Source organism: Pantoea sp. SGAir0180, from assembly GCF_043546245.1.
This window is the reverse complement of sequence record NZ_CP028071.1, coordinates 1605410-1628196: the sequence shown is the minus strand read 5'-3', so window position 1 is coordinate 1628196 and position 22787 is coordinate 1605410. Positions and strand designations below refer to the sequence as shown.

Annotated in this window: 19 protein-coding genes; 8 read left to right on the top strand and 11 right to left on the bottom strand. The window is 54.8% G+C overall.

Annotation, left to right across the window (positions count from 1 at the left end; translation table 11 throughout):
• Nucleotides 1–10: 10 nt before the first annotated feature.
• Nucleotides 11–1390, bottom strand: a complete 1380-nt coding sequence (locus C1N58_RS07610; protein WP_394564749.1) for an MFS transporter — start codon at nucleotides 1388–1390, stop codon at nucleotides 11–13.
• A 521-nt stretch (nucleotides 1391–1911) separates the two neighbouring features.
• On the opposite strand from C1N58_RS07610, the gene C1N58_RS07605 reads away from it, so the two are divergent.
• Entirely contained in the window at nucleotides 1912–2544 is a 633-nt protein-coding gene (locus C1N58_RS07605) for an acyl-homoserine-lactone synthase (protein WP_006119202.1), read from the top strand.
• Here the strand turns inward: C1N58_RS07605 and C1N58_RS07600 are convergent.
• Nucleotides 2516–3265 carry a helix-turn-helix transcriptional regulator gene (locus tag C1N58_RS07600; RefSeq protein ID WP_039340302.1) on the bottom strand — a complete coding sequence of 250 codons (750 nt, stop codon included), beginning with the start codon at nucleotides 3263–3265 and terminating at the stop codon, nucleotides 2516–2518. The two genes, C1N58_RS07605 and C1N58_RS07600, sit on opposite strands and share 29 nt — an antisense overlap.
• A gap of 610 nt (nucleotides 3266–3875) precedes the next feature.
• Here C1N58_RS07600 and C1N58_RS07595 point away from each other — a divergent pair.
• On the top strand, nucleotides 3876–4769 hold the full coding sequence (locus C1N58_RS07595) for an SDR family oxidoreductase (protein WP_033741719.1): 894 nt from the start codon (nucleotides 3876–3878) through the stop codon (nucleotides 4767–4769).
• A 50-nt stretch (nucleotides 4770–4819) separates the two neighbouring features.
• On the opposite strand, the gene ampC is transcribed toward C1N58_RS07595, so the two are convergent.
• Together ampC and C1N58_RS07585 are read right to left on the bottom strand one after the other, a co-directional pair.
• The gene (ampC, locus tag C1N58_RS07590) at nucleotides 4820–5962 is read right to left on the bottom strand and encodes a class C beta-lactamase (RefSeq protein ID WP_394564748.1); all 1143 of its coding nucleotides are present in this window, start codon (nucleotides 5960–5962) and stop codon (nucleotides 4820–4822) included.
• A 336-nt stretch (nucleotides 5963–6298) separates the two neighbouring features.
• Nucleotides 6299–7480, bottom strand: coding sequence for a glycosyltransferase family 4 protein (locus C1N58_RS07585; RefSeq protein WP_006119208.1), 1182 nt, complete (start codon nucleotides 7478–7480; stop codon nucleotides 6299–6301).
• A gap of 269 nt (nucleotides 7481–7749) precedes the next feature.
• Here C1N58_RS07585 and hpxO point away from each other — a divergent pair, with 269 nt between their 5' ends.
• A complete protein-coding gene (gene hpxO / locus C1N58_RS07580; protein ID WP_039340296.1) occupies nucleotides 7750–8907 on the top strand; it encodes an FAD-dependent urate hydroxylase HpxO in 1158 nt (385 codons plus the stop codon).
• Nucleotides 8908–8941: 34 nt separating this feature from the next.
• Here the strand turns inward: hpxO and dcp are convergent, their stop codons facing one another.
• Genes dcp through guaD form a run of 5 tightly spaced genes read right to left on the bottom strand, consistent with a single transcriptional unit; the run spans nucleotide 8942 to nucleotide 16929 of the window.
• Nucleotides 8942–10984 carry a peptidyl-dipeptidase Dcp gene (gene dcp, locus C1N58_RS07575; protein WP_394550737.1) on the bottom strand — a complete coding sequence of 681 codons (2043 nt, stop codon included), beginning with the start codon at nucleotides 10982–10984 and terminating at the stop codon, nucleotides 8942–8944.
• Between the two features lie 60 nt (nucleotides 10985–11044).
• Entirely contained in the window at nucleotides 11045–11821 is a 777-nt protein-coding gene (gene xdhC / locus C1N58_RS07570) for a xanthine dehydrogenase accessory protein XdhC (protein ID WP_054633734.1), read from the bottom strand.
• Nucleotides 11818–14175: a xanthine dehydrogenase molybdopterin binding subunit gene (gene xdhB, locus C1N58_RS07565; RefSeq protein WP_394564747.1), complete on the bottom strand. Its 2358-nt coding sequence runs from the start codon at nucleotides 14173–14175 to the stop codon at nucleotides 11818–11820. Before xdhB ends, xdhC begins: the two co-directional genes overlap by 4 nt.
• Nucleotides 14165–15604 (bottom strand): xanthine dehydrogenase small subunit, encoded by a 1440-nt coding sequence (gene xdhA, locus C1N58_RS07560; RefSeq protein WP_033741730.1) that lies wholly within the window; start codon nucleotides 15602–15604, stop codon nucleotides 14165–14167. The genes xdhB and xdhA overlap by 11 nt, the downstream gene beginning before the upstream one ends.
• A complete protein-coding gene (guaD, locus tag C1N58_RS07555; RefSeq protein WP_205955329.1) occupies nucleotides 15601–16929 on the bottom strand; it encodes a guanine deaminase in 1329 nt (442 codons plus the stop codon). The genes xdhA and guaD overlap by 4 nt, the downstream gene beginning before the upstream one ends.
• A 381-nt stretch (nucleotides 16930–17310) precedes the next feature.
• On the opposite strand from guaD, the gene ydfG reads away from it, so the two are divergent.
• A complete protein-coding gene (gene ydfG, locus C1N58_RS07550; RefSeq protein WP_033742210.1) occupies nucleotides 17311–18057 on the top strand; it encodes a bifunctional NADP-dependent 3-hydroxy acid dehydrogenase/3-hydroxypropionate dehydrogenase YdfG in 747 nt (248 codons plus the stop codon).
• A 28-nt stretch (nucleotides 18058–18085) separates the two neighbouring features.
• Here the strand turns inward: ydfG and C1N58_RS07545 are convergent, their stop codons facing one another.
• A complete protein-coding gene (locus tag C1N58_RS07545; protein ID WP_033742212.1) occupies nucleotides 18086–18412 on the bottom strand; it encodes a YnfA family protein in 327 nt (108 codons plus the stop codon).
• Nucleotides 18413–18544: 132 nt separating this feature from the next.
• Here C1N58_RS07545 and C1N58_RS07540 point away from each other — a divergent pair, with 132 nt between their 5' ends.
• A complete protein-coding gene (locus C1N58_RS07540) occupies nucleotides 18545–18868 on the top strand; it encodes a DUF1283 family protein (protein WP_006119218.1) in 324 nt (107 codons plus the stop codon).
• Between the two features lie 45 nt (nucleotides 18869–18913).
• Nucleotides 18914–19210 carry a DUF1161 domain-containing protein gene (locus C1N58_RS07535; RefSeq protein ID WP_033741733.1) on the top strand — a complete coding sequence of 99 codons (297 nt, stop codon included), beginning with the start codon at nucleotides 18914–18916 and terminating at the stop codon, nucleotides 19208–19210.
• Nucleotides 19211–19298: 88 nt separating this feature from the next.
• Here C1N58_RS07535 and C1N58_RS07530 read toward each other — a convergent pair whose 3' ends face one another.
• Nucleotides 19299–20762 (bottom strand): MDR family MFS transporter, encoded by a 1464-nt coding sequence (locus C1N58_RS07530; protein ID WP_394564746.1) that lies wholly within the window; start codon nucleotides 20760–20762, stop codon nucleotides 19299–19301.
• Between the two features lie 377 nt (nucleotides 20763–21139).
• Between C1N58_RS07530 and C1N58_RS07525 the strand changes: the two genes are divergently transcribed.
• Together C1N58_RS07525 and C1N58_RS07520 are read left to right on the top strand one after the other, a co-directional pair.
• The gene (locus C1N58_RS07525) at nucleotides 21140–21856 is read left to right on the top strand and encodes an ABC transporter permease (RefSeq protein ID WP_006119222.1); all 717 of its coding nucleotides are present in this window, start codon (nucleotides 21140–21142) and stop codon (nucleotides 21854–21856) included.
• 14 nt (nucleotides 21857–21870) lie between these two features.
• The gene (locus tag C1N58_RS07520; protein WP_394564872.1) at nucleotides 21871–22782 is read left to right on the top strand and encodes a glycine betaine ABC transporter substrate-binding protein; all 912 of its coding nucleotides are present in this window, start codon (nucleotides 21871–21873) and stop codon (nucleotides 22780–22782) included.
• Nucleotides 22783–22787: the final 5 nt, after the last annotated feature.

The following is a 22787-nucleotide window of genomic DNA, read 5'->3' as shown; positions in this document are numbered from 1 at the left end:
TTCGCTGAGATCAAATTGTGTTTTCAGCATCGTGTCGGGCTTCTGCGGCGCGTTTTGCCGCCAGCGCTTCGGCAATCGCATTGACTCGCGGGCTGTTAAGTTGGTAGAAAAAAAGCAGAAGCAGCATGGCGATAAACAGCACGCCGGGGATGATGTTATGCATCAGGTTAATGGTGGTAATGACCAGGGGTGACTGTGCAGCGACGCCGGGTTGGTAGTGCACCAGACCGAGGATCCAGCCCACGACGGCACCGCCCATGGCCAGGCCAAATTTGATGGCAAATAAGGCGGTTGAGAAAACCAGGCCGTCGAGCCGTCTGCCGCTGCGATGTTCTTCATAATCCACGACGTCAGAAAACATATTCCATTGAACAGGCGTGGTCAGATTCTGAACAAAGCCAAAAACAATATTCAACCCAATGATTAACCAGACCTGGGACCGTGGAATTAAATAAATGACCGTCAGAAAGAAAACAAAACTGACAAGACAGACCTGATAAGCACGAATGCGGTCGAATTTTCCTAATATACGTTCTGATAAAAATGCACCGCATAATGCGGCTATCATGCCCGTCACAATAAAAGTAAAGACCAGGTCAGGTCGCCGTAAGACATAATTCATGTAATACAGGGTCGATGAGCCGCGCGTCACGACGGCGGTCAGGAGCAGGATGTTAAAAATAATAATGATGCGCCACTGATTGTTTTTAGCGAGCAGCTTGAGATCCGACCACATTGACCCCGCTGTATCGTTGTGGGGTAAATAACGCTCACGCGTCATAAAGAAGCAGCAGTAGATTAACACCACGCCCAGAAATCCCATCAGGCCCATGGCGTAAAGGTAACCCTTTGCCTTGTCTCCCTGCCCCAGCAATTCGACCAGCGGCAGGCCGATCACCGTGACCACCAGTCCGCCGATAAACGCACAGGCAAACCGCCAGGATTGCAGCGAATGGCGCTCGCGTGGATCCAGGGTCAAGGCTCCGGGCATCGCGCAGTAAGGCACATTGACAGCAGAATAAATAAAACTGAGAATTGCATAGGTGACGCAGGCATAGACAATTTTGGCGGTCGGGCCGGCATCCGGCACGTAAAAGGTGATCAGGCAACTGACGCCGAACGGAATCGCGAACCACATGAGCCACGGGCGAAAACGGCCATGACGGGTTCGGGTACGATCGACCAGTGCCCCAATACAGGGATCGACAAACGCATCGGCCAGGCGCACCACTAAAAACATGGTGCCCATAATCGCGGCCGGTAAGCCGAACACATCCGTGTAAAAATAGGCCAGAAATAAGGTGGCGGTTTGCCATACCATCGAACTGGCGGCATCACCGATGCCGTAACCCAGTTTTTCTTTCGTTTTAAGCTCAGAGGATATAGTCATTATAATTCGCCTTATAATTCGGTAATTACCTGTCTTAATCAGCTATCCCTGGCCCACGCGCAGGCAGGCCCGGCTCAAGTATTAGTAAACTGCGCCAGGTCAACAATTACCGAAATTAACAGCCAAATTATGATTTTTAGTTTTTTCTGTGGTTTGTGATACAGGACATATTGATTACTCTCTAATATAAAATTTTGCGCGAACCTGGGATGAAAAATAGCGATGTGCATCTGGCATTAATCTGTTAAATGCCCCTTTAGCACAAACCGACTGGGAAAATATGCATTTTTGAAATAGTATTGTTTAGTTACTATTTGTATTGTGTTCTGCCGCGTTATGACAAATAATATCCCTTCAGGGACAGTTTTACCGCTTGAGACGCTTTATCCTGCCCATTGACAGACAGAAAACGACGCCATTCGCTCGAATAATGGTTAATTAACTGAACGTCATAGTGAAAAGCTTGTAAAATCAGTGCAGGATAACCGCGAGGGCCGCAGTAACTTTTAAGAGGAAATGGAATGCTTGAACTGTTTGACGTCAGTTACGAAGAACTGCAAACCACCCGTTCAGAAGAACTTTATAAACTTCGCAAGAAAACATTTAGCGATCGTCTGGGATGGGAAGTCATTTGCAGTCAGGGAATGGAGTCCGATGAATTTGATGGGCCCGGTACACGTTATATTCTGGGAATCTGCGAAGGACAATTAGTGTGCAGCGTACGTTTTACCAGCCTCGATCGTCCCAACATGATCACGCACACTTTTCAGCACTGCTTCAGTGATGTCACCCTGCCCGCCTATGGTACCGAATCCAGCCGTTTTTTTGTCGACAAAGCCCGCGCACGTGCGCTGTTAGGTGAGCACTACCCTATCAGCCAGGTCCTGTTTTTAGCGATGGTGAACTGGGCGCAAAATAATGCCTACGGCAATATCTATACGATTGTCAGCCGCGCGATGTTGAAAATTCTCACTCGCTCTGGCTGGCAAATCAAAGTCATTAAAGAGGCTTTCCTGACCGAAAAGGAACGTATCTATTTGCTGACGCTGCCAGCAGGTCAGGATGACAAGCAGCAACTCGGTGGTGATGTGGTGTCACGTACGGGCTGTCCGCCCGTCGCAGTCACTACCTGGCCGCTGACGCTGCCGGTCTGATAAGATCCAGTTCTACACCCAGTCTGATAGCCTGTCGGGCGTTACTGACGCCCAGTTTCACAACCACATTCTTGATGTGAAACTTCACGGTACTCACAGAAATGCCCGTAATAGCGGCTATCTCAGCATAGGTTTTGCCCATACTCGCCCAGTACAACACCTCATTTTCACGCGAGGAAAATATCGTTTTGTCCGCGCTCTGATTTAACGCCGGGGCTCGCTCGCCTTCGGTACCGGCCAGGCGGTACATCTGCTCGTTAAAATCAATCAGCAGCATCTGCATCGTGCCCTGTTCGGCAGCAAGGCGTTGCTCCAGCGCAGCCTGATCGTTGCCTTTAATGATCACGGACAACAGAGCAAGGTTGTTCATGTGGTCGTGCAGGACATAGGTAAAGCCGTTAACGATGTTGTATTGCTTGGATAAAGAGAAAATTTTGGTGAACCGCAGGTCGGACATCAGCGTAATATTCTCATCCCAGGCAAACGGCGAGGTGCGTTTAAAGGCCGTGAGAATAACCGGATCGGTCAGCTGAAAGTTGTTAGCGCGGTATAACCTAATCCATTCGTCAGGATAACTGGAAATAATCAGAACATTTGAAGGGTTTTTTTTGCTCACAACAGTGTAAGCGTAATCCGGACTACCCAGCGGAGATAACTTTCTCTGTATGTAAGTCTGAAGCGTATCCGTTATTGTTTGATTTTCAAGGAAAAAAGAAAACATTCAGGCTCCATGCTGCTTCTTTTACTTAACGTGGACTTAACCTGCACTATAGTACAGGTAAGATGATACTTAAGAGTAACTTACAATGAATCATTCAGAGGTTACAATGGCTTCAGTTGTTTAGCGGTAAAAAAAAACCTGACCTGTACGGCCAGGTCGCTAAAACAGCCAACACCAGGGAAAACGTCCGGCCAGACGTCACAAAATATAAAGTGATGCTGGCCGGGACACTCATAGTAACATCTTTGAAACATTTGTACAAACATTCACGGTTACTCAATCTGCAGCAATTCTCCCCCTTAATGACTGTTAATACAATCTCTTATTTTCTCCCGTAATAACTGCTAGTTTCTCAGCCACTTAGGCGCTATTCCCCTTTCGTGCACGCCCTCTCTGTTTCCTGTCAGACTGGTCTGCGCCCCTGAATGCGGCCCCGCTGGCCCTATATTCCACTGTTTCCGCTGCGCTTATCGGTAAATTCAGGGGATTAAAAACGTCTTTTTGCCGTTTTTTAACTGCCTGAGCGCAAATAATAAGCATTTGAATGTGACAAAAATCACATCTGTGCCAGGCTTAAGTTCTCTGACACGACTGTTTAAGGAGCTTACGCATGACAACGTCAAATAAGGCTATTCTCGATCCCGATCGTTTCCCGAAGCCGCCGTTCAGACAGCAGCCGCAGCAGGCACCCGGCCTGGCGAGCGAAATGGACCCGCCACCCGACCACGGTGAAACCAGCTATCGTGGTCACGGTCGTCTGACTGGCCGTAAAGCCCTGATCACAGGGGGAGATTCCGGTATCGGTCGCGCTGTGGCCATCGCCTATGCACGTGAAGGTGCCGATGTGGCAATTAACTATTTGCCAGAAGAAGAGTCCGATGCGGCTGAAGTGATTAAACTGATTGAAGCCGAAGGCCGTAAAGCCGTGGCCATTCCCGGCGATCTGCGCTCAGAAGCCTTTTGCCAGAAACTGGTGAATGAAGCCGCCGACAAACTGGGCGGACTGGATATTCTGGTCAATAATGCCGGACGCCAGCAGTTTAATGAATCCATTCGTACGCTGAGCACCGAAGATTTCGATGCCACCTTTAAAACGAATGTTTACGCGCCCTTCTGGTTAACAAAAGCGGCGCTGGCTCACCTGCCGCGCGGTGCAGCGATTATTAATACCTCATCTGTGCAGGCGTTTAAACCCAGCGATATCCTGCTGGATTATGCGCAGACCAAAGCCTGTAATGTAGCCTTTACCAAAGCGCTGGCAAAACAGTTGGGGCCGGAAGGCATCCGCGTGAATGCCGTTGCGCCAGGTCCGTACTGGACACCGCTGCAGCCCAGTGGCGGCCAGCCGCAGGAAAAAGTGGAACAGTTTGGTGCTGATGCGCCGCTGGGCCGTCCCGGTCAACCGGTTGAAATCGCACCGCTCTATGTCACTCTGGCTTCCGATGAGTGCAGTTTTGCCTCCGGCCAGGTGTGGTGTTCAGACGGCGGTACAGGCACAGTGTAACGCATCGATCTCCGTCGATATGATGGCCGCCCTGTGCGGCCATTTTTAGTTCAGTCCGATGCCAGCATAGCCATGATGGCAACCGCCGCTTTGATACGCTCCGGATTGGGATAGTTTTTATTGGCCAGCAGGATTACCCCGCTGTTTTGTTGCGGGACGAACGCGATATAGGCACCAAAGCCCTTTGTGGAGCCGGTTTTGTGCACCCAACTGGCGCGATCCATGGGTTGAGCCGGGCTCAGAATGGTCGCGGGCTGTGTGGACAGCGCGGCCTGACTGTCACTGGCGGCAACAATCGTCTGGCTGTCAATGGGCCAGGGGTAAATTTCCCACCCCAGCCCCTGATACCGTTCACCTGCGCGCAGGTAACGAGACTGCGCGGTCAGAATGCCATTGCGCAATGCCGTATTCCCGGACGACAATCCATTAGGATTCGCATTGGCCTGCATAAAAGCCATCATGTCGCGCGCGGTGGACTTCACGCCGCTGGTCTCTGCTGACAGCATACCCGGCGAGACGCGTACCGGTTTACCGTCCTGATAACCCCAGGCGTAATCAAACATCATCGACGGGGGCACCGTATAAAAGGTGCGTGTCAGCCGCAACGGCGTGATAACGTCCTTTTGCATCGCCTCCTCAAATTCCCCCTTCACCATCAAATAGCCCAGCAGACCAATACTGACATGAGAATAGTGACGCTGTGTACCCGGCGCGGCGTCCGGTTGCCACTGCTGCGCGTAAGCCAGTAGTTCATCCTGACTGGTTACCTCATCGGGCAGATGTAACGGCAGTCTGCCTGCGCTGTAGGTGGCAAGATGGACCATCCGTCGGCTTTGCCACTGCGGGCCGTTTAACGCGGGCCAGTAGCGGGAGACCGGATCGTTCAGACGCAGCGCACCGTTACGAATCAGCACGCCCGCCAGCACGCCCGTGAATGTCTTACTGACGGACCCCAGTTCGAACAGCGTATTTTCTGTCACCCGCCGTTCGCTCGCGGTATCGGCCACACCAAAATTAATGTACTGAGGGCGACCTTTATACAGCACGCCGACCGACATGCCGGGAATGCCCTGCTGTGCCATCAGCGGATTAATCACGCTTTTTACCCGTTCGGCGATGGTCTGAGACGACAAGTCAGCCGCCTGGGCGCTGGCGGTAAACGCAATCAGTAATGCAGTGAGATAAGATTTCATCAGTACTCATTCAGGTGACAGGTTATTGACACTGTGCCGCACAGGATTGCACACAGAGCTGTGCCTGAGTACTGCAGTCACTTGAGTTTCGCGTATTACAATGAGATTGCTCAACATAACAGCGAGTCTGACAGCTGGAGAGATCACATTTCGCCGCGACGGGCGTGAGTTGCGGCAACGGTGTGCGAGGGGGAAACGTGTGAGCGGGCTGCGCCAGGGCGCTGCTGCCCATGAAGCAGGTCAGCAGCAGAGCATACAAGTTTTTCATAACCGATCTCCAGAGATATGCGTCAGACAAGTATGATGACTCTGACGCATAACGTCTGGTAAATCTTGCTAAATTGAGAGCGCGGGCGGATGTTCCACGGCCTGGACCACGCCACGGCGATAAATATCGTTCAGTCTGGCGCAATACTGACGCGGATCGTGCTGCTGCTTGATGCGCAGAATCGCGCCCTCGCCTTTTTCCGTTAACTGCTGTGGCTGCGCAAGAATGTCTAGCAGGGTTGTCTTAATGCCGTCTATTAATGCCCGACGTAGCCGGTGTTTCTCGGCTTCGCTGTTGACCTGATATTCGCGGTCATCGTTGAGTTCGCCATCAATCAGCCAACCGGCGGTGGGCGGATTAATTTCAGGCAACGCACGAACGTTACTGGTCAATACCGGACAGCCGCTGGCCTGCATTTCCAGTACGGAAAACCCGTAGGTTTCCTGCCAGGTCGGCAGCAACCCCACATCGCTTTGCTGGAACAACTGCATCAGTTCACGATTATCCTTGCGGGAATGGTGCGTGAAGCAGGCATGGCGCGTGATGCGATCTTCAATGTCCCGATAAAACGCGTCGTTATCCTGGAAAGCGCGATGGGCAACATTATGACGTTTCGTCAGTTCACCAATCAACTGAACGTCGAGTTGGCCAGCATCAATCTGTCCCGTTTCAATCAGCTCACTGATGGCCAGCACGACTTCTGCGCCGCCTTTACGGTAAAACTCGTTGCCAACGAACACCAGGCGGAGTTTATCGCTTTGCCGTGGGCGCTTCTGTTGCGTAAACAGGGTTTGCGGTGGATGCATCACCAACGTTTTTGCGCGAATTTTCGCGGCGACATCGGGTTTAAACAGCTTCATCTGAATATGTAAGGTGGCATCGGAAATGGCGATCAGGCCAAAACAGTTATCCTTGAGCAAATACGGAATCAGTTGTTTGAGTTCAGGATTATCCTGCTTGGCGACGCCCGCTACAGGTAGAACACGCGGCAACTCAGTCTCGAAGGTCGCGACCCAGTTCATGGGCGTAATGGCGACTTCATTAAACAGATGCAGGATATCGGGCTTCTCCCCTATTGCGAAGGGCACGGGGACAAACACAAAGCGTTTATTCTTCTTGAGTAAACGTGTACGCAGCGGATTGAGGAAATAAAACAGATTGCGCTTTTTCAGGTTGATGTAGTGATTGTCCGGATTCACCAGGATATTGCGCTGCTCCGGATAGTGCGTATTGCTGATGCCAATTTTCATGAAAGATTCCGAAGTCGTTGTCGTAGGGCGTGATCTATATCACGCTCTGAATTGCATGTTTCATAGGCAACATCTTAAAAGCGCGTGGTTTATGTGGTTTACAGAATATTCCTGCACTGGTGCGGTGCGGCCTTTTGCACGGTTTGCGTGCAGGTTGGAAAGATTATTCCTCAATATCAGCGAGTTGCGCCTTGTTCATGCGGGTTGCCGCCTTTTCATCGCCTGGAACAAAAATTGCAAGATATGACGCAATGCAAAGGAGAGAACATATGAAAGCGATCGTTATCGGTGGCGGAATGGGCGGCATGACGGCGGCCCTCGCGCTGGAGCAACAGGGTTTTCAGACGGAAGTCTATGAGGCGGTAAAAACCATTCGGCCCGTCGGCGCTGCGATTTCGGTCTGGCCAAATGGCGTGAAATGCCTGAATTCGCTGGGCCTGAAAGACAAAGTCCGCGCGCTGGGCGGTAATATGGCCTTTATGGCCTATAAGGATGCATTGTCGGGTGAAACCCTGACACGGTTCAGTTTATCGCCGCTGGTGCAGCAGGTAGGTGAATTCCCCTATCCGATTGCCCGCGCCGAGTTGCAGGCCATGCTACTGGATGCCTACGGCCGCGACAGAGTGCATTTTGGTAAACGTATCGTGCAGGTGGAACAGCACGCCACGGGCGTTGTCGCCACCTTCGAAGACAACAGCCAGGCTGAAGGCGATTTTCTGGTCGCGGCAGACGGCACGCACTCTGTTGTGCGGGACTATGTGCTGGGGGAAAAGCTGCCCCGCCGTTACGCGGGCTATGTGAACTGGAACGGTCTGGTGAACATTGATGAATCCATCGCGCCTGCGGACCAGTGGACAACCTTTGTGGGGGATGGCAAGCGCGTATCGTTAATGCCGGTAAGCGGAAACCGCTTTTACTTTTTCTTTGATGTCCCGCTGCCTGCGGGGCTGGAACAGGACCGCACTACCGCGCGTGACGATTTGCGCCGCTATTTCAGCGGCTGGGCAGCCCCGGTACAAAAACTGATTGCGGCCATTGATGTGGACACCACCAACCGGGTTGAAATTCACGATATCGAGCCGTTTCAGCGCTTCGTGAAAGGCCGGGTGGTGCTGCTTGGCGATGCCGCGCACAGCACCACGCCGGATATTGGTCAGGGCGGCTGTGCCGCGATGGAAGATGCCATTGTACTGGCTTCAGCCCTGGCTGCGCATTCGCTTGGCATCGAAGATGCGCTGCTGCGTTATCAGGCGCGCCGCGTTGACCGTGTCAAAGACCTGGTTCTGAAAGCGCGCAAGCGTTGTGATATCACGCATGCAAAAGATCCGGTGATGACGTCGGAGTGGTATCAGTCATTAAGAAATGAAACCGGCGAGCGCGTACTGGCGGGCTTGTGCGAGACCATTGAAGGCGGTCCGCTGGGGTAAAAAAACAAAGGGCGGATTCTCCGCCCTTTGTTGCTCAGTCGGCCAGGCCGCGATTTTTTAACATCGGCTCAAGCTTCGGTTCGCCCCCGCGCCAGGCTTCATATAACGCTTTGAGATCACTGCTGTTGCCGCGAGACAGGATCTTCTGGCGGAAAATATCGCCATTTTTGCGCGTCAGTCCGCCGTTTTCGACGAACCACTGGTAGCCGTCATCCGCCAGCATCTGCGTCCAGATATAAGCGTAATAACCCGCGGCATAGCCACCGCCCCAGATGTGCTGGAAATAGCTGGAGCGATAGCGCGGCGGGACGGCCGCCATATCGAGATCATCACTGCGCAGCGCCTGTTGCTCGAATCCGTCAACGGATTGTACTGGCTGACTGCCATCCAGGCTGTGCCAGTGTAGGTCCAGCAACGCGGCGGCCAGCAGCTCGCTCATCTCGTAGCCTTTATTAAACTTGCCCGCCCTGATGATTTTTTCATGCAGCTCGGCGGGCATCGGCTCACCCGTCTGGTAATGGCGGGCATAATGACGAAACACCTGTGGTTCGCTGGCCCAGTGCTCGTTGATTTGTGAAGGGAATTCAACAAAATCACGTGGCGTTGCTGTGCCGGACAGGCTGGGATAACGCTGGCTGGCAAACAGGCCGTGCAACGTATGCCCGAACTCATGAAACAGGGTTATCACCTCATCCCAGCTCAGGAGTGCGGGTTCCCCCTCCGCGGGTTGCGTGTAGTTGCAGACGTTGTAAATCACGGGTTTGCTGTCGAGGAGCGTGGACTGATTAACAAAGTTGCTCATCCAGGCGCCACCGCCTTTACTGTCGCGTTTGAAGAAGTCCGTGTAAAACAGCGCAAGCCCGCTCCCGTCAGCATCGAAAATTTCGTACACCTGTACATCCGGATGGTAAACCGGCAGATCGTGACGTTGCGCGAACGTAATACCATAAAGCTGCGTGGCCGCCCAGAAAACGCCCTGTTCCAGTACCGTGTTGAGCTCAAAATAGGGCTTGATCTGATTCTCATCTAAATCGTACTGCGCCCGCCTGACCTGCTCGGCGTAGAAATTCCAGTCCCAGGCGCTGAGGGTAAAATCCCCCTGCTGCTTATCGATCGTTTGCTGAATCGCCGCGGCTTCGCGTTCGGCCCTTGCCCGGGCGGCAGGCACAATATTACGCATAAACGCCAGAGCGGCCTCGGGCGTTTTGGCCATCTGATCCTGCAGTTGCCAGGTCGCAAAACTGGCGAATCCTAACAGCCTCGCCTGTTCGGCACGCACCTGTGACAGCCGAAGCACTAACTGTCGGGTATCGTTATCATCGTTTTTCTCGCTGCGCGTCAGGGCCGCATGAAACAGGGCCTGGCGCGTTGCGCGCACCGTCAGCGATTGCAGTGCGGGCTGTTGCGTCGTGTTTTGCAGCACCAACAGCCACGCGTTTTCCAGACCACGCGCCTTCGCGGCGGCCCTGGCGACGGCCAGATCGGACGCGCTCAGACCGGCTAACTGTTGCACATCCTCGACGACCAGACCGCCGGCCTTCGTGGCCGCCAGCAGCTTATTTGTGAACTGGGTACTGAGCCGCGCCGCCTCCTGATTCAGAGTTTTCAGTTGCTGTTTCTGCGCTTCGGGCAGATTGGCACCGGCAAGCTGAAAACGCTGCCAGAGAATTTCTACCAGACGTCTGGATTCGGCATCCAGCTGGTTTCGTTGCACATAGACCTGATCGATGCGTGAAAACAGCGGACGATTCAGCATGATCTCATCATTAAGCGCGGTCAGTTGCGGCGTAATCTCTTCATCGATCTGTTGTAAATAGGGGCTGGTATTCGCCGAGGTCATGGCATTAAACACCAGGCTTACCCGGGTAAGCAGCTGGCCACTTTTCTCCAGCGCTTCACAGGTATTCTGGAACGTCGGGGCATCAGCGGATGTCGCAATGGCCAGGACTTCCTGACGTTTCTCTTCGATACCGGCCTGCAGCGCGGGCAAAAAGTCCGTTTCCTGAATCTGGTCAAACGGTGGCGTGTGATAAGGCAGACTGCTGACGCTAAAGAAAGGGTTTTGACGGGCGTTCATAGGCGCTCCTGATAGTCTACACAGTGTTTCATAGTGGCAGGTCGCCTCGGGCAGAACAACCTATCCGCGTTGTTGCTGGTACACCGCAATAATCTCACCCGCAATCGCCACGGCGATTTCGGCGGGCAGTTTCCCTTTTACATCGGGTAAGCCCACCGGGCAGCGCAGGCGCGCCAGCCGGACGTCGTCGATGCCTTTGCCGGCCAGACGATAGCGAAAGCGCTGGCTTTTTGTCTGCGAGCCAATGACGCCCGCGTAGTGGAAATCTCCCCGCTTAAGAATGGCTTCACAGAGCGCCAGATCCAACGGATGGTGGTGCGTCATCACGATATAATAGCTGCCAGCGGGCGCCTCAGCCACTGCGTCCAGCGGATCGTCAGGCTGCTGGATGCGCACCCCGGGCGGCACGGATAAAAAAACATTTTCCCGGCTGTCAATCCAGTTAATGTGACAGGGTAACGTTGCCAGCACATTCACCAGCGCCTGACCCACATGGCCCGCGCCAAACACCAGGATTTCCGGCTGTGCCTGTAACAGGGGTTCGAATAACATGGTGGTCATACCGCCGCAGCACTGGCCCAGCCGTGCCCCCAGACTGAAATCCTCTGTGTGCGGGCTTGCCTGCCCGCTTTCCAGCAGTGCGCGGGCCTGCGCGATACACTGAAATTCCAGATGTCCGCCGCCAATTGTTAAAAAGGTTTCCTTCGCCGTCACCACCATTTTAGCGCCGCCGTCCCGGGGCACCGAGCCACGATCGCGCAGCACAGTGACCAGTACGCAAGGCTGGCGCGTTTCACGGAGATGGTGCAGGATGCTTATCCAGTCATGGAAAATCATCCGCGCCTCCCGGCCATACGCTGTGCGCCCCAGAATACCCGCTCCGGCGTAGCAGGCGCGTCCAGCCCCGGATGTTGGCGATAGTCCGCGAGACTGGCGACCGCATCCTGTAATGCGCACCAGGCGGCGATCCCCAGCATAAAAGGCGGCTCGCCCACTGCCTTGGAATGGAATACCGTATCCTGCGGATTCTTACGGTTTTCGACCAGTGTGACGCGCATATCGGCGGGCACATCGCTGATTGCCGGAATTTTGTAGCTGGCCGGACCGTTCGTCATCAACTGGCCTTTGTCATTCCAGACCAGTTCCTCACAGGTCAGCCAGCCCAGCCCCTGCACGAAGCCGCCCTCGACCTGACCGATGTCAATGGCTGGATTCAGTGAGGCCCCGACATCATGCAGAATATCCGCCCGTAATAACCGGTATTCGCCCGTCAGCGTATCCACAATCACTTCGCAACAGGCGGCCCCGTAAGCGAAATAGTAAAACGGTTCGCCCCGACCAGCCTGACGATCGTAGTGGATGCCAGGCACGCGATAATATCCCGTCGCGGAGAGCGGCACCTGATTAAGCCAGGCAAGCTGGGCGACCTGAGCGAACGTGTAATAGTGATCGCCTGCGCGTACCACGCCGTTGTTGAAACTTACCGCCTCGGGGAGACAGTTATGCAGCGAACACAGCATAGTGCGCATGCGTTCACGCAGGATTTCCGCCGCATTTTGCGCCGCTTTGCCGTTCAGATCCGTACCACTGGAAGCCGCGGTCGGCGATGTATTGGGCACTTTGCCGGTGTCTGTGGCGGTGATCTGGATCTTATCGGTATCGATTTGCAGCACCTGCGCGACAATCTGCGCCACTTTGGTATTGAGCCCCTGGCCCATTTCCGTTCCGCCGTGGTTGAGTTGTACTGTGCCATCGGTGTAGATCAGAATCAGCGCACCGGCCTGGTTGAGAAAACTTGAGGTGAAAGAAATCCCAAACTTCACCGGCGTCAGCGCAAGACCGCGTTTTAGCAGCGGACTGCTGGCGTTAAAGGCCGCGATGGCTTCCCGCCGCGCGTGGTAATCACTGCTGATTTCCAGCTGTTCCGTGATCTCATCCAGCAGATTATCTTTCACCTGCTGGTGGTAATGCGTGATATTGCGCTCGTGTTTACCGTAGTAGTTCCGTTTACGCAGCGTCAGCGGATCGATTCCGCGCTCGCGGGCGATATGGTCCATAATCTGCTCTATCGCCACCATGCCCTGCGGGCCGCCAAACCCGCGAAACGCAGTATTGGACGCGGTATTGGTGCGGCAGCGGTAACCGGTAATCCGCGCATCGCCGAGGTAGTACGCGTTATCGGCATGAAACATTGCCCGATCCACAATCGATCCGCTGAGATCCAGTGAGTAACCACAGTTACCTGCCAGATCGATTTTCACGCCACACAAGCGGCCGTCATCCTCAACACCCACGTCGTAGCGCACAAAAAACGGATGCCGTTTGCCGGTAATACGCATGTCATCACGCCGCGCGAGGCGCATTTTCACGGCGCGCCCGGTCAGCCTGGCGGCGACAGCACACAGGCAGGCAACACCGGCGGCCTGGGTTTCCTTGCCGCCAAATCCGCCGCCCATACGCCGCATATCAATCGTGACCTTGTTCATGGTGATGCCCATGACTTCGGCCACCAGCTTTTGAATTTCAGTGGGGTTCTGCGTCGAACAAAAGACCTGCAATGCGTCGTCTTCACCGGGAATCACCAGGGCGGTTTGCGTTTCCAGATAGAAATGCTCTTGTCCGCCAATGTGGAACGCCCCTTGAACCCGATGCGGCGCACGCGCCAGTGCCGCCTCAACGTCACCGCGCTGATGAATATGGGGTTCCTGCACGAAGCTGCCCTGCTTCAGCGCGTCTTCGACATCCAGCAGCGCCGGAAGAATGGCGTACTCAATCATCGCCGCGTTAGCGCCCTGACGCGCCGCTTCGGGCGTTTCGGCCAGTACGGCAATCACAATCTGGCCCACATAGTGGACGATATCCTGTGCCAGAAGCGGATCGCCTGGCTGTAGGGGCCCGATATCATTGACGCCGGGCACATCCTGCCAGGTCAGTACGCGTACTACGCCCGGAACCGCGTAACAGGGTTGCAGATCGACGCGTGTAATACGCGCATGCGCGTGGTCGCTCAGACGCGGACAAAGGTGCAGTAAGCCCGGCTGTTCTGCTTTATCGTCAATATATTGCGCTTCACCGGAGACGTGTTTTTCCGCACTTTCGTGTTTTTGACTGCGTCCTACGCCCGTGGTCATATCGCTGGCGAACAGGACGGGTAACGCAGATTCAGGCAATGCCGGACGATTATGAGACATAGCGGCTTACCTCTGTGATGGCGAGTCCGTTTGAACGGTAAACATAACGACGCAACAGGTTACAGGCGACCTGCAGACGGTAATCTGCGCTGGCCCGGAAATCGCTCAGCGGCTGAAACGTCGCTTCCAGCGCCTGACAGGCTCTCGCCAGCGTTTCCGGCGATAAAGCGGCACCACACAGCGCCTGTTCACAGGCGACCGCACGAAGCGGCGTTGCCGCCATACCGCCGAATGCAATATGCGCACGCGTTACGATGCCGTTATCGGTATGAATATTAAAGGCGGCAAACACCGCTGAAATGTCATCATCCAACCGTTTTGAAACTTTCCAGGCCACGAAATCAGGTGACACTGTCACTTTAGGAATCAGAATGGTGTGAATAAACTCCCCCGGCTTTAGCACTGTCTGTCGGTAGCCCGTGAAAAAGCCATCGAGCGGCACGGTACGTTGCGTGTCGCCGTGCTGCAGCAGTAGCGATGCATTAAGTGCCAGCAGCGTAGGCGAGGCATCACCAATCGGCGAAGCGTTTGCAAGGTTGCCGCCCAGCGTGCCGAGTTGACGAATTTGTAGCGAGGCAAAGCGCGTCAGCATTCCGGCAAAACCCGGAATGCGCGTCGCCATAAAATCGGCAATGTGCTCCAGCGACGCAGCGGCACCCAGTTGATAGTGTTTATCGTCCTCGCCGCAGGCTTTCAGTGCGTCAACCTGCCCCAGGGCAATCATTTTGGGGAGATGCTGGTCGCGCTGGGTAATCAGCAGGCTGAGATCGGTGCCGCCCGCCAGCAATGCGGCATCAGGATGGGCGATACAGCATTCGGCAAGCTGCTGCACGGTTTTCGGGATAAAACAGGTGCGACCGTTCTTTTCCAGCGTCTGGATAGCCTCGTGTGTCAGGTTCATCAGCTGTTCAGTCACCTGCTGTGCCTGACGATCAAAGCTGTCGGGCTGAACATCGCTCAGGCTTTGCTCGGCAGCCGCCATGATGGAACGGTAACCGGTACAGCGGCACAGGTTACCCGCCAGCGCATGTTCGGCCTGCTGACGATTCCACTCAGGCTGGTTTTTTTGCAGACTAAACAGCGACATGACAAAACCCGGCGTACAGAATCCACACTGCGAGCCATGGCAGTCCACCATCGCCTGCTGTACCGGATGCAGGCTTTTTCCCTGGCGTAGATCCTCTACCGTAATGAGTTGCTTACCCTGTAGCCCACTGACCAGCATCAGGCAGCTGTTCACGGTCTGGTAGGTGAGCTTCCCGTCTACGACACTGCCCAGCGTGACGCTACACGCGCCGCAGTCGCCGGAGGCACAGCCCTCTTTGGTGCCGCAGCGACGCTGATGCGTGCGCAAATACGACAGGACCGTCAGATTGGGATCGAGCTGCTCTTCTGTCACCGGACGGTCATTAAGCAGGAACTGAATCATGCGGCGTTCTCCTTTGCAGCGGATTGCCAGACCGGGCGACCGTTAACCCAGGTTTGTACGATATTTCTGTCATCGCCGAGCGTCATCAGCACAAACAGTTTTTCCCAGATATCTTTACTGTTTGCCATGCGTAACCTCTGCAAGGCGGACACGGCGGGATCCAGCACCACAAAGTCCGCTTCCTTGCCCGGGGCGAAGTTACCGATGTGTTTGTCGAGATCCAGCGCATGGGCGCCGCCCAGTGTGGCGTGATAAAACGCTTCTGCGGCGCTCAGTTTGTACTGCTGCAGTTGCCCCACTTTGTAGGCTTCTCCCAGCGTTTGCAGCATATTGAAGGTGGTGCCGGCGCCTACGTCGGTGCCGATGCCCACCTTAACGCCCTGCTGCCAGCTCCGCTGGATATTGAACAGGCCGCTGCCCAGAAACAGATTTGAGGTGGGGCAAAATGCTATGGCGGAGTTCGTATCATGCAGGCACTGCCACTCCTGTGTTTCCAGATGCAGACAGTGCGCGAATACGCTGCGGCGCCCGGTCAGCTGATACTGATGATACACATCCAGATAACCGTTATGGTCAGGAAAAAGCTGCTTCACCCAGGCCACTTCGTGGGGGTTTTCGCTAAGGTGCGTATGAACCCAGACATCCGGGTGACGCTGGCGAAGCGCCTGAACTTTCTCCAGCAGCGCCGGAGAAGAGGTCGGAGCGAAACGCGGCGTCAGCGCATAACTAAGGCGGCCGCGCTCGTGCCAGCGCGCAATCAGCGCCTCCGTCTGGGCATAGCTCTCTTCTGGCGTTTCTGTCAGGTAGTCCGGGGCATTGCGATCCATCATCACTTTGCCTGCGATAATACGCATATTGAGCGCCTCGGCTGCGCTGAACAGCGCATCTACCGACTGCGGGTGCACCGTGCCGAAAATCAACGCGCTGGTCGTGCCGTTCGCCAGTAACTGCTGCAGGAAAAATGCCGACATCTGCGCGGCATGATCCGGGCAGTGATACTGCGCTTCCACGGGAAAAGTGTACTGATTCAGCCACTCCAGCAGTTGCTCGCCAAAGGCACCGATCATTTCCGTTTGCGGATAATGAATATGGCAATCGACAAAGCCCGGGATGATCAGCTTACCGCGCAGGTCAATCATGCCGCCTGCATTCAGGCTGTCTGTGCTCTCCTGCCAGGGGCGCAGATCGACAACACGCCCTTCACGCAGCGTCAGCACGCCATCGTCCAGATAGCGTGCCTGCGCCAGTATCGATTCGGGATCGTGTGCCACTGCGGCAAAATCGAAGAAGCTGGCGCGAATCGCCGCGTCCGTATATGTCAGCATAATGTTTCCTCTGCCGGGCGGGGTAAATGTCGCCCTGTGCCTTAACCCTGGTCTCTGTTTGAACATTTTGCAAGAGTCATGCCAGCCTTGTTTATAAAATAAAAACTTATATATCAGTAACTTAATCAAAATTATTCGTTGCGCAACAAAAAAACGTCTTTACACACGACGCAAACGGTTGCCATCCCTTCGCAATCGGTTGCCTGCATAATGATGGCCAAAATGCGCCTTGCCAGCCTGAGGGGTTTGCACAATAACGGGGCAGGCTGCACAATAACGGCGCAGGCCGTGGGTGACCGTGCACGTAAAATTTAGCGGACGTCGCCAAAAATGCCGTGTTAAGGTGAAAGGAACACCATGAAACGGAATAAGGGAAACACGATGATTATTTTTGTTACGGGGGCAACGGCAGGGTTTGGTCAAAGCATTACCCGCCGGTTCATCGAAACAGGACACAAAGTGATCGCAAGCGGCCGTCGCGCAGAACGTCTGAAAGCGCTGAAAGACGCGTTGGGCGACAACCTGTATACGGTGCAACTGGATGTGCGCAACCGGGCCGCCATTGAAGAGGCAATTGCACACCTCCCTGCAGAATGGCGCGACATTGATGTGCTGGTCAATAACGCGGGTCTGGCATTAGGCATTGAACCGGCGCACCGGGCAGATGTGAATGACTGGGAAAATATGATCGACACCAACACGAAGGGGCTGGTGTATATGACGCGCGCCGTCTTGCCTGCGATGGTTGAGCGTAACGTCGGTCATATCATTAATATCGGGTCGATTGCCGGAAGCTGGCCCTATGCGGGCGGTAACGTGTATGGGGCCACCAAGGCCTTTGTCCGTCAGTTCAGCCTGAACCTGCGCACCGATTTGCACGGCACCGCCCTGCGCGTAACGGATATTGAGCCAGGCCTGGTTGGCGGCACCGAATTCTCTAACGTGCGCTTTAAAGGCGACGATGACAAGGCTGATAAGGTTTATGAGGGCGCGACAGCACTGACGCCGGAAGATGTGACTGAAGCGGTTTACTGGGTGGCAACCCTGCCTAAACACGTCAACATCAACACCCTGGAAATGATGCCCGTCAGCCAGACGCTGGCAGGCCTTAAAGTGCATAAACCCTGATTAAGAGGCCAGCCCTCGGGCTGGCTTTTTACGCTTTGCCCCAGCCCAGCACGATAATCAACATGCCGCTGAACGCAATCAGCGCACCACTCCAGTCCCAGATACTCAGCTTCACCCCGTCTACGATGCGCAACCAGACCAGCGCCGTGAGAACATAAACGCCGCCGTAAGCCGCGTATACGCGCCCACTTGCCGCCGGATGGAGCGTCAGCAGCCAGACAAACAGCGCGAGACTCAATACGGCAGGCACTAACAGCCAGGCCGACGCGCCCTTTTTCAGCCACAGCCAGGGCAAAAAACAGCCTGTGATCTCTGCCAGGGCGGTAATAAAAAACAGTAATGCAGTCTTGATCAGCACGTTAATCTCTCAGGCAGGTAAACGACATGCACACTGCTGGTGAGCATCTGAGCGGCAATGGTATACTATTGCGCACAGGCTGCAAAAGTTTACCCACAGGTAAGCCCGTGTTAACTGAAGGATATTACGATGAAAAAATTGCTTCCGGTTCTGATGGTGGCCCTGCTTTCTGTCACGGCATTTGGCGTGAGTGCAAACACCGATCGCCTGATAATTGAAAATGGCAGTAGCGCGCTGAATAATGAAGCGGCCCGTCAGAGTAAAGAGCAGTGGAATGACACGCACATGCTGCGCAATAAAGTGAACCGCCGGGTGGAAAAAGAGTTTGATAAAGCGGACCGCGCGTTTGATACCCGCGACAAGTGTGAGCAGAGCGCTAACCTGAACGCCTACTGGGAACCCAACACGTTGCGCTGTCTGGATCGCCGCACCGGTCGTCCGGTACTGCCGTAATTTTCAGCTATAGTAATGACTGACGCATGACAAAAGGAAAAGGTTATGAAGATGAAGCATGCATTACTGACAGTGACGTTTTTGGCATTCCCGCTGCTGGCGCAGGCCTCCTGTGAATCCGTAAAAGCGGATATCAGCCAGAAAATTATCCAGAACGGTGTGCCCGAATCAGGCTTTAGTCTGGATGTGGTGCCCAACGATCAGGCCGACCAGGCGGGCGGACAGGTTGTCGGTCATTGCGATAACGACACACAGAAAATCGTTTATAAAAAGCTGGGTCGCGATGACGGGGCGGCGGTCCCTGACAGCGCGGGTAGCTCGCAGGACACCTCAACGCAGTAACGTTCAGGGCGACATTGTCGCCCTTCTCTTTTTCGTTTTCTCTCCTGTTGCCGTCCGAATCGCACCCTGACGACTAAACGACCCGGTATCAGTCGGCCTGTTGCGGCTGCTGACGCGGCATTTTTCCGGCGACCCACATCGCCGATAACGCGATAACCAACGCCACGATAAACACCCAGTGCAGTGAGGCAGCAATCGCCTGTAACAGGTGCTGCAGCTCATCCGGGGCCAACTGGTCGCGGGTTGTCTGCGACATAATTTGCTGCACCGGATCCTCTGCATGTGGCAACCGCCACTGCAGGTTGAGGTTTAGCACGGCGCCCATCACCGCCGTTCCCAGCGCGGAGCCAATCATACGGCTGAACATTACCGACGCCGTGCAAATACCGCGAATGCCATATTCGGCATGATTCTGCACAGACACCAGAAACGTCGTGCTGGTCATCCCCATGCCGGTGCCGATGAGGAATGAGGTGAAGCCCGCCTGCAGTAGCGAACTTTCTCTGTGTAACAGCAGCAGTAAGGCGCTGCCTGCAATTAACAATATTGCGCCCAGCTGGGCGGTAAAACGATAGGAAGTGAACAGCATCAGGCGGCCACTGACCGTACTGGCCAGCGGCCAGCCGATGGACATCATCGCCAGCGCGGTGCCGGCCTGAAGTGGCGAACCGCCCGTGACGCCCTGTATCCATGTCGGTAAAAACGCGCTGACGCCCATCATGGTCGCCCCAATCACCAGGTTGCCTATATTGCCGGCAATAATCAGCTTACTCTGCCAGAGACGCATCGGAAACAGGGGCGCCTGTGCCTGCTGTTCATGGCGGGTTAACTGCCAGCCGGCCAGCCCGCCCACAAGTAAAAACAACAGGAGCCAGTAGCCCAGTTGTTCTGCCTGTAACAGGGCAATCAGTATGGCGCTGATGCACAGCGTCAGCCAGCCACTGCCAATCAGATTCAGTGACGGGGCCGGCTGTTTCTGTGGATGTGTTGGCAGCAGGATGGCCAGCAACAGCATACTGATGATGCCAATCGGGACATTGACCCAGAAAATCACCGACCAGTTGAAGTGCTGGACCAGCCACGCGCCCGAGAGCGGCCCGACAATCGCCGCCACGCCCCAGACGCTGGACAGCCAGCCCTGCACGCTGGCCCGCTCACGGGGGGAATAGATATCGGCCACAATCGTGGACGTCAGCGGCATGATGGCCCCCGCGCCCAGGCCCTGAAAGGCGCGGAACACGATGAGCCAAAACATGCTGTGCGCAAAGCCGCATAACACCGACCCTGCCAAAAAAAACGTGATGCCCAGAAACAGCATCCTCTTTCTGCCCCACAGATCCGCCAGGCGCCCATAAAGCGGTACGCTTATGGCCTGCGTCAGTAGGTAAACCGAAAATACCCAGCCAAACTGCGCAAAGCCCCCCAGCTCGGCGACAATTGTTGGCATCGCGGTGGCCACAATAGTGACTTCGATGGCGGCCATAAACATGGCGAGCATGCAGGCGAAAAGAATCCAGTTGCGGCGCAGCGGCGCGGAAGTGCTGTTGATCATGATGCTCCCTTTTTGCGTTCCCTAAGGCTAGCGCAAATCTGCGCGTCCAGGAGTCAATTCAGCGCTTTTGTGACGTTGTCACGTAAATCGGGGTAAATCAGGTAGTTTCGCTGTTAAACCAGTTGTAGTAAGGGCTGCGGCGATTTTGACCCCATGCTATCTCCATGATTTTACCGATAAAAGCTGGCGCGCTTCGCTTGACGTTGCTATAGGTTTAAAACTGCGTTGACTGTGATTAATGAAATTACGCAGAAATTCGCAAACGTTTTACACGTTTAACAATCGGCATGGTTTTGGACGCGGCGGCCCTTTTTGTGGCGTCTGTCATGTCGGTTCAGGGTTTGATAACAACAGATTGGTCTACAGGGAGAATCCGTATGCATAACGCTTCGCTGGCCAAACGTGCCGGTCTGGCGCTGCTTGCTGTGATAGCAGTGTTGGGCGCACTGGTTTGGGGGCTGGGCTGGGATACACTGGTCGCCCGCCGCGTTGATCTCATCTATCTTGGCCAACAGCACCTGTTTTTAGTGTTCTGGTCAATGCTGTTTGCCCTGCTGGTCGGTATTCCCAGTGGGATCCTGCTAAGCCGTCCCTTTGCCCGTCGCTGGGCAGAATATGTCATGCAAATCTTTAACGTGGGCAACACGTTGCCGCCGCTGGCCGTACTGGCGCTGGCCATGGTGGTGATCGGCATTGGCGATAAGCCGGCGCTGTTTGCCCTGTTCCTGGCCTCGCTGCTCCCCATTGTCCGCAACACCTATGCCGGACTGAGCGCCGTTCCGCCCTCACTGATTGAAGCCGCTAACGGTATCGGCATGACAAAATGGCAACGCCTGCGTCAGGTTGAGCTGCCGAATGCGCTGCCGGTCATTCTGGCAGGGGTGCGCATTGCGACAGCCATTAACGTTGGCACCGCCCCGCTTGCCTTCCTGATTGGTGCCAGCAGCTTTGGCGAGCTGATTTTTCCGGGGATTTACCTCAATGACTTCCCGGTCCTGATTCTGGGCGCGGTGGCAACGGCGTTAGTGGCCCTGATACTGGATATGTTGCTGGCGACGTTAGGCCGTTATCTGAGTCCGCACGCTGCGGCATAAAACAGGAGTTGATGATGCTTACGCGTTGGATTAAGCACTGTACGCTGGCCCTGACGGCGACGCTGGCGCTCAGCCAGAGCGTTCAGGCTGCCGCCCAGCTGGTGCTGGCGACGAAAAGTTTTACGGAACAACACATTCTTTCTGCCATGACCGTGATGTGGCTGCAAAAGAAAGGGTTTCAGGTTATCCCAAAACGCAACATTGCCACGACAATCAGTCGAAATGCCATGATTAACAAGCAAATCGACATGACGTGGGAATATACCGGTACCTCACTGATTATTTTCAACCATATCAACAAGCCCATGTCCTCACAGGAAGCTTACCAGACCGTTAAAAATCTGGATGGCAGGCTGGGGCTGATCTGGCTTAATCCAGCCCCGATGAACAACACCTATGCTTTTGCCATGCAGCGGGCGCGGGCGGATAAAGAAGGTATTTCTACCCTGTCGCAACTGGTGGCCAAAATTGATCAGGTGCGCAAAACCGACCCGAAACATAACTGGCGACTGGGGCTGGATCTGGAGTTCTATGGCCGTTCGGATGGGATGAAGCCGCTGCAGAAGACCTACAACCTCACGCTGGACAGACCGCAAATTCGTCAGATGGACCCGGGTCTGGTGTACAACGCGATCCGCGACGGTTTTGTTGATGCGGGCTTGATTTACACCACGGATGGGCGCGTAAAAGGATTCGATCTCAAGGTGCTGCAAGATGATAAGCACTTCTTCCCCAGCTACAACGTGACGCCGGTCGTACGCAAAGATGTGCTGGAGAGCCATCCCGGCCTTGAGGCGGCGCTGAATCAGCTTTCACCGCTGATTACGGATGAGGCCATCACCGAGATGAACAAGCGCGTGGATATCGATCATCAGTCACCGGAACAGGTGGCGCGCGATTTCCTTCAATCCAAAAACATGCTGTAAGGAGG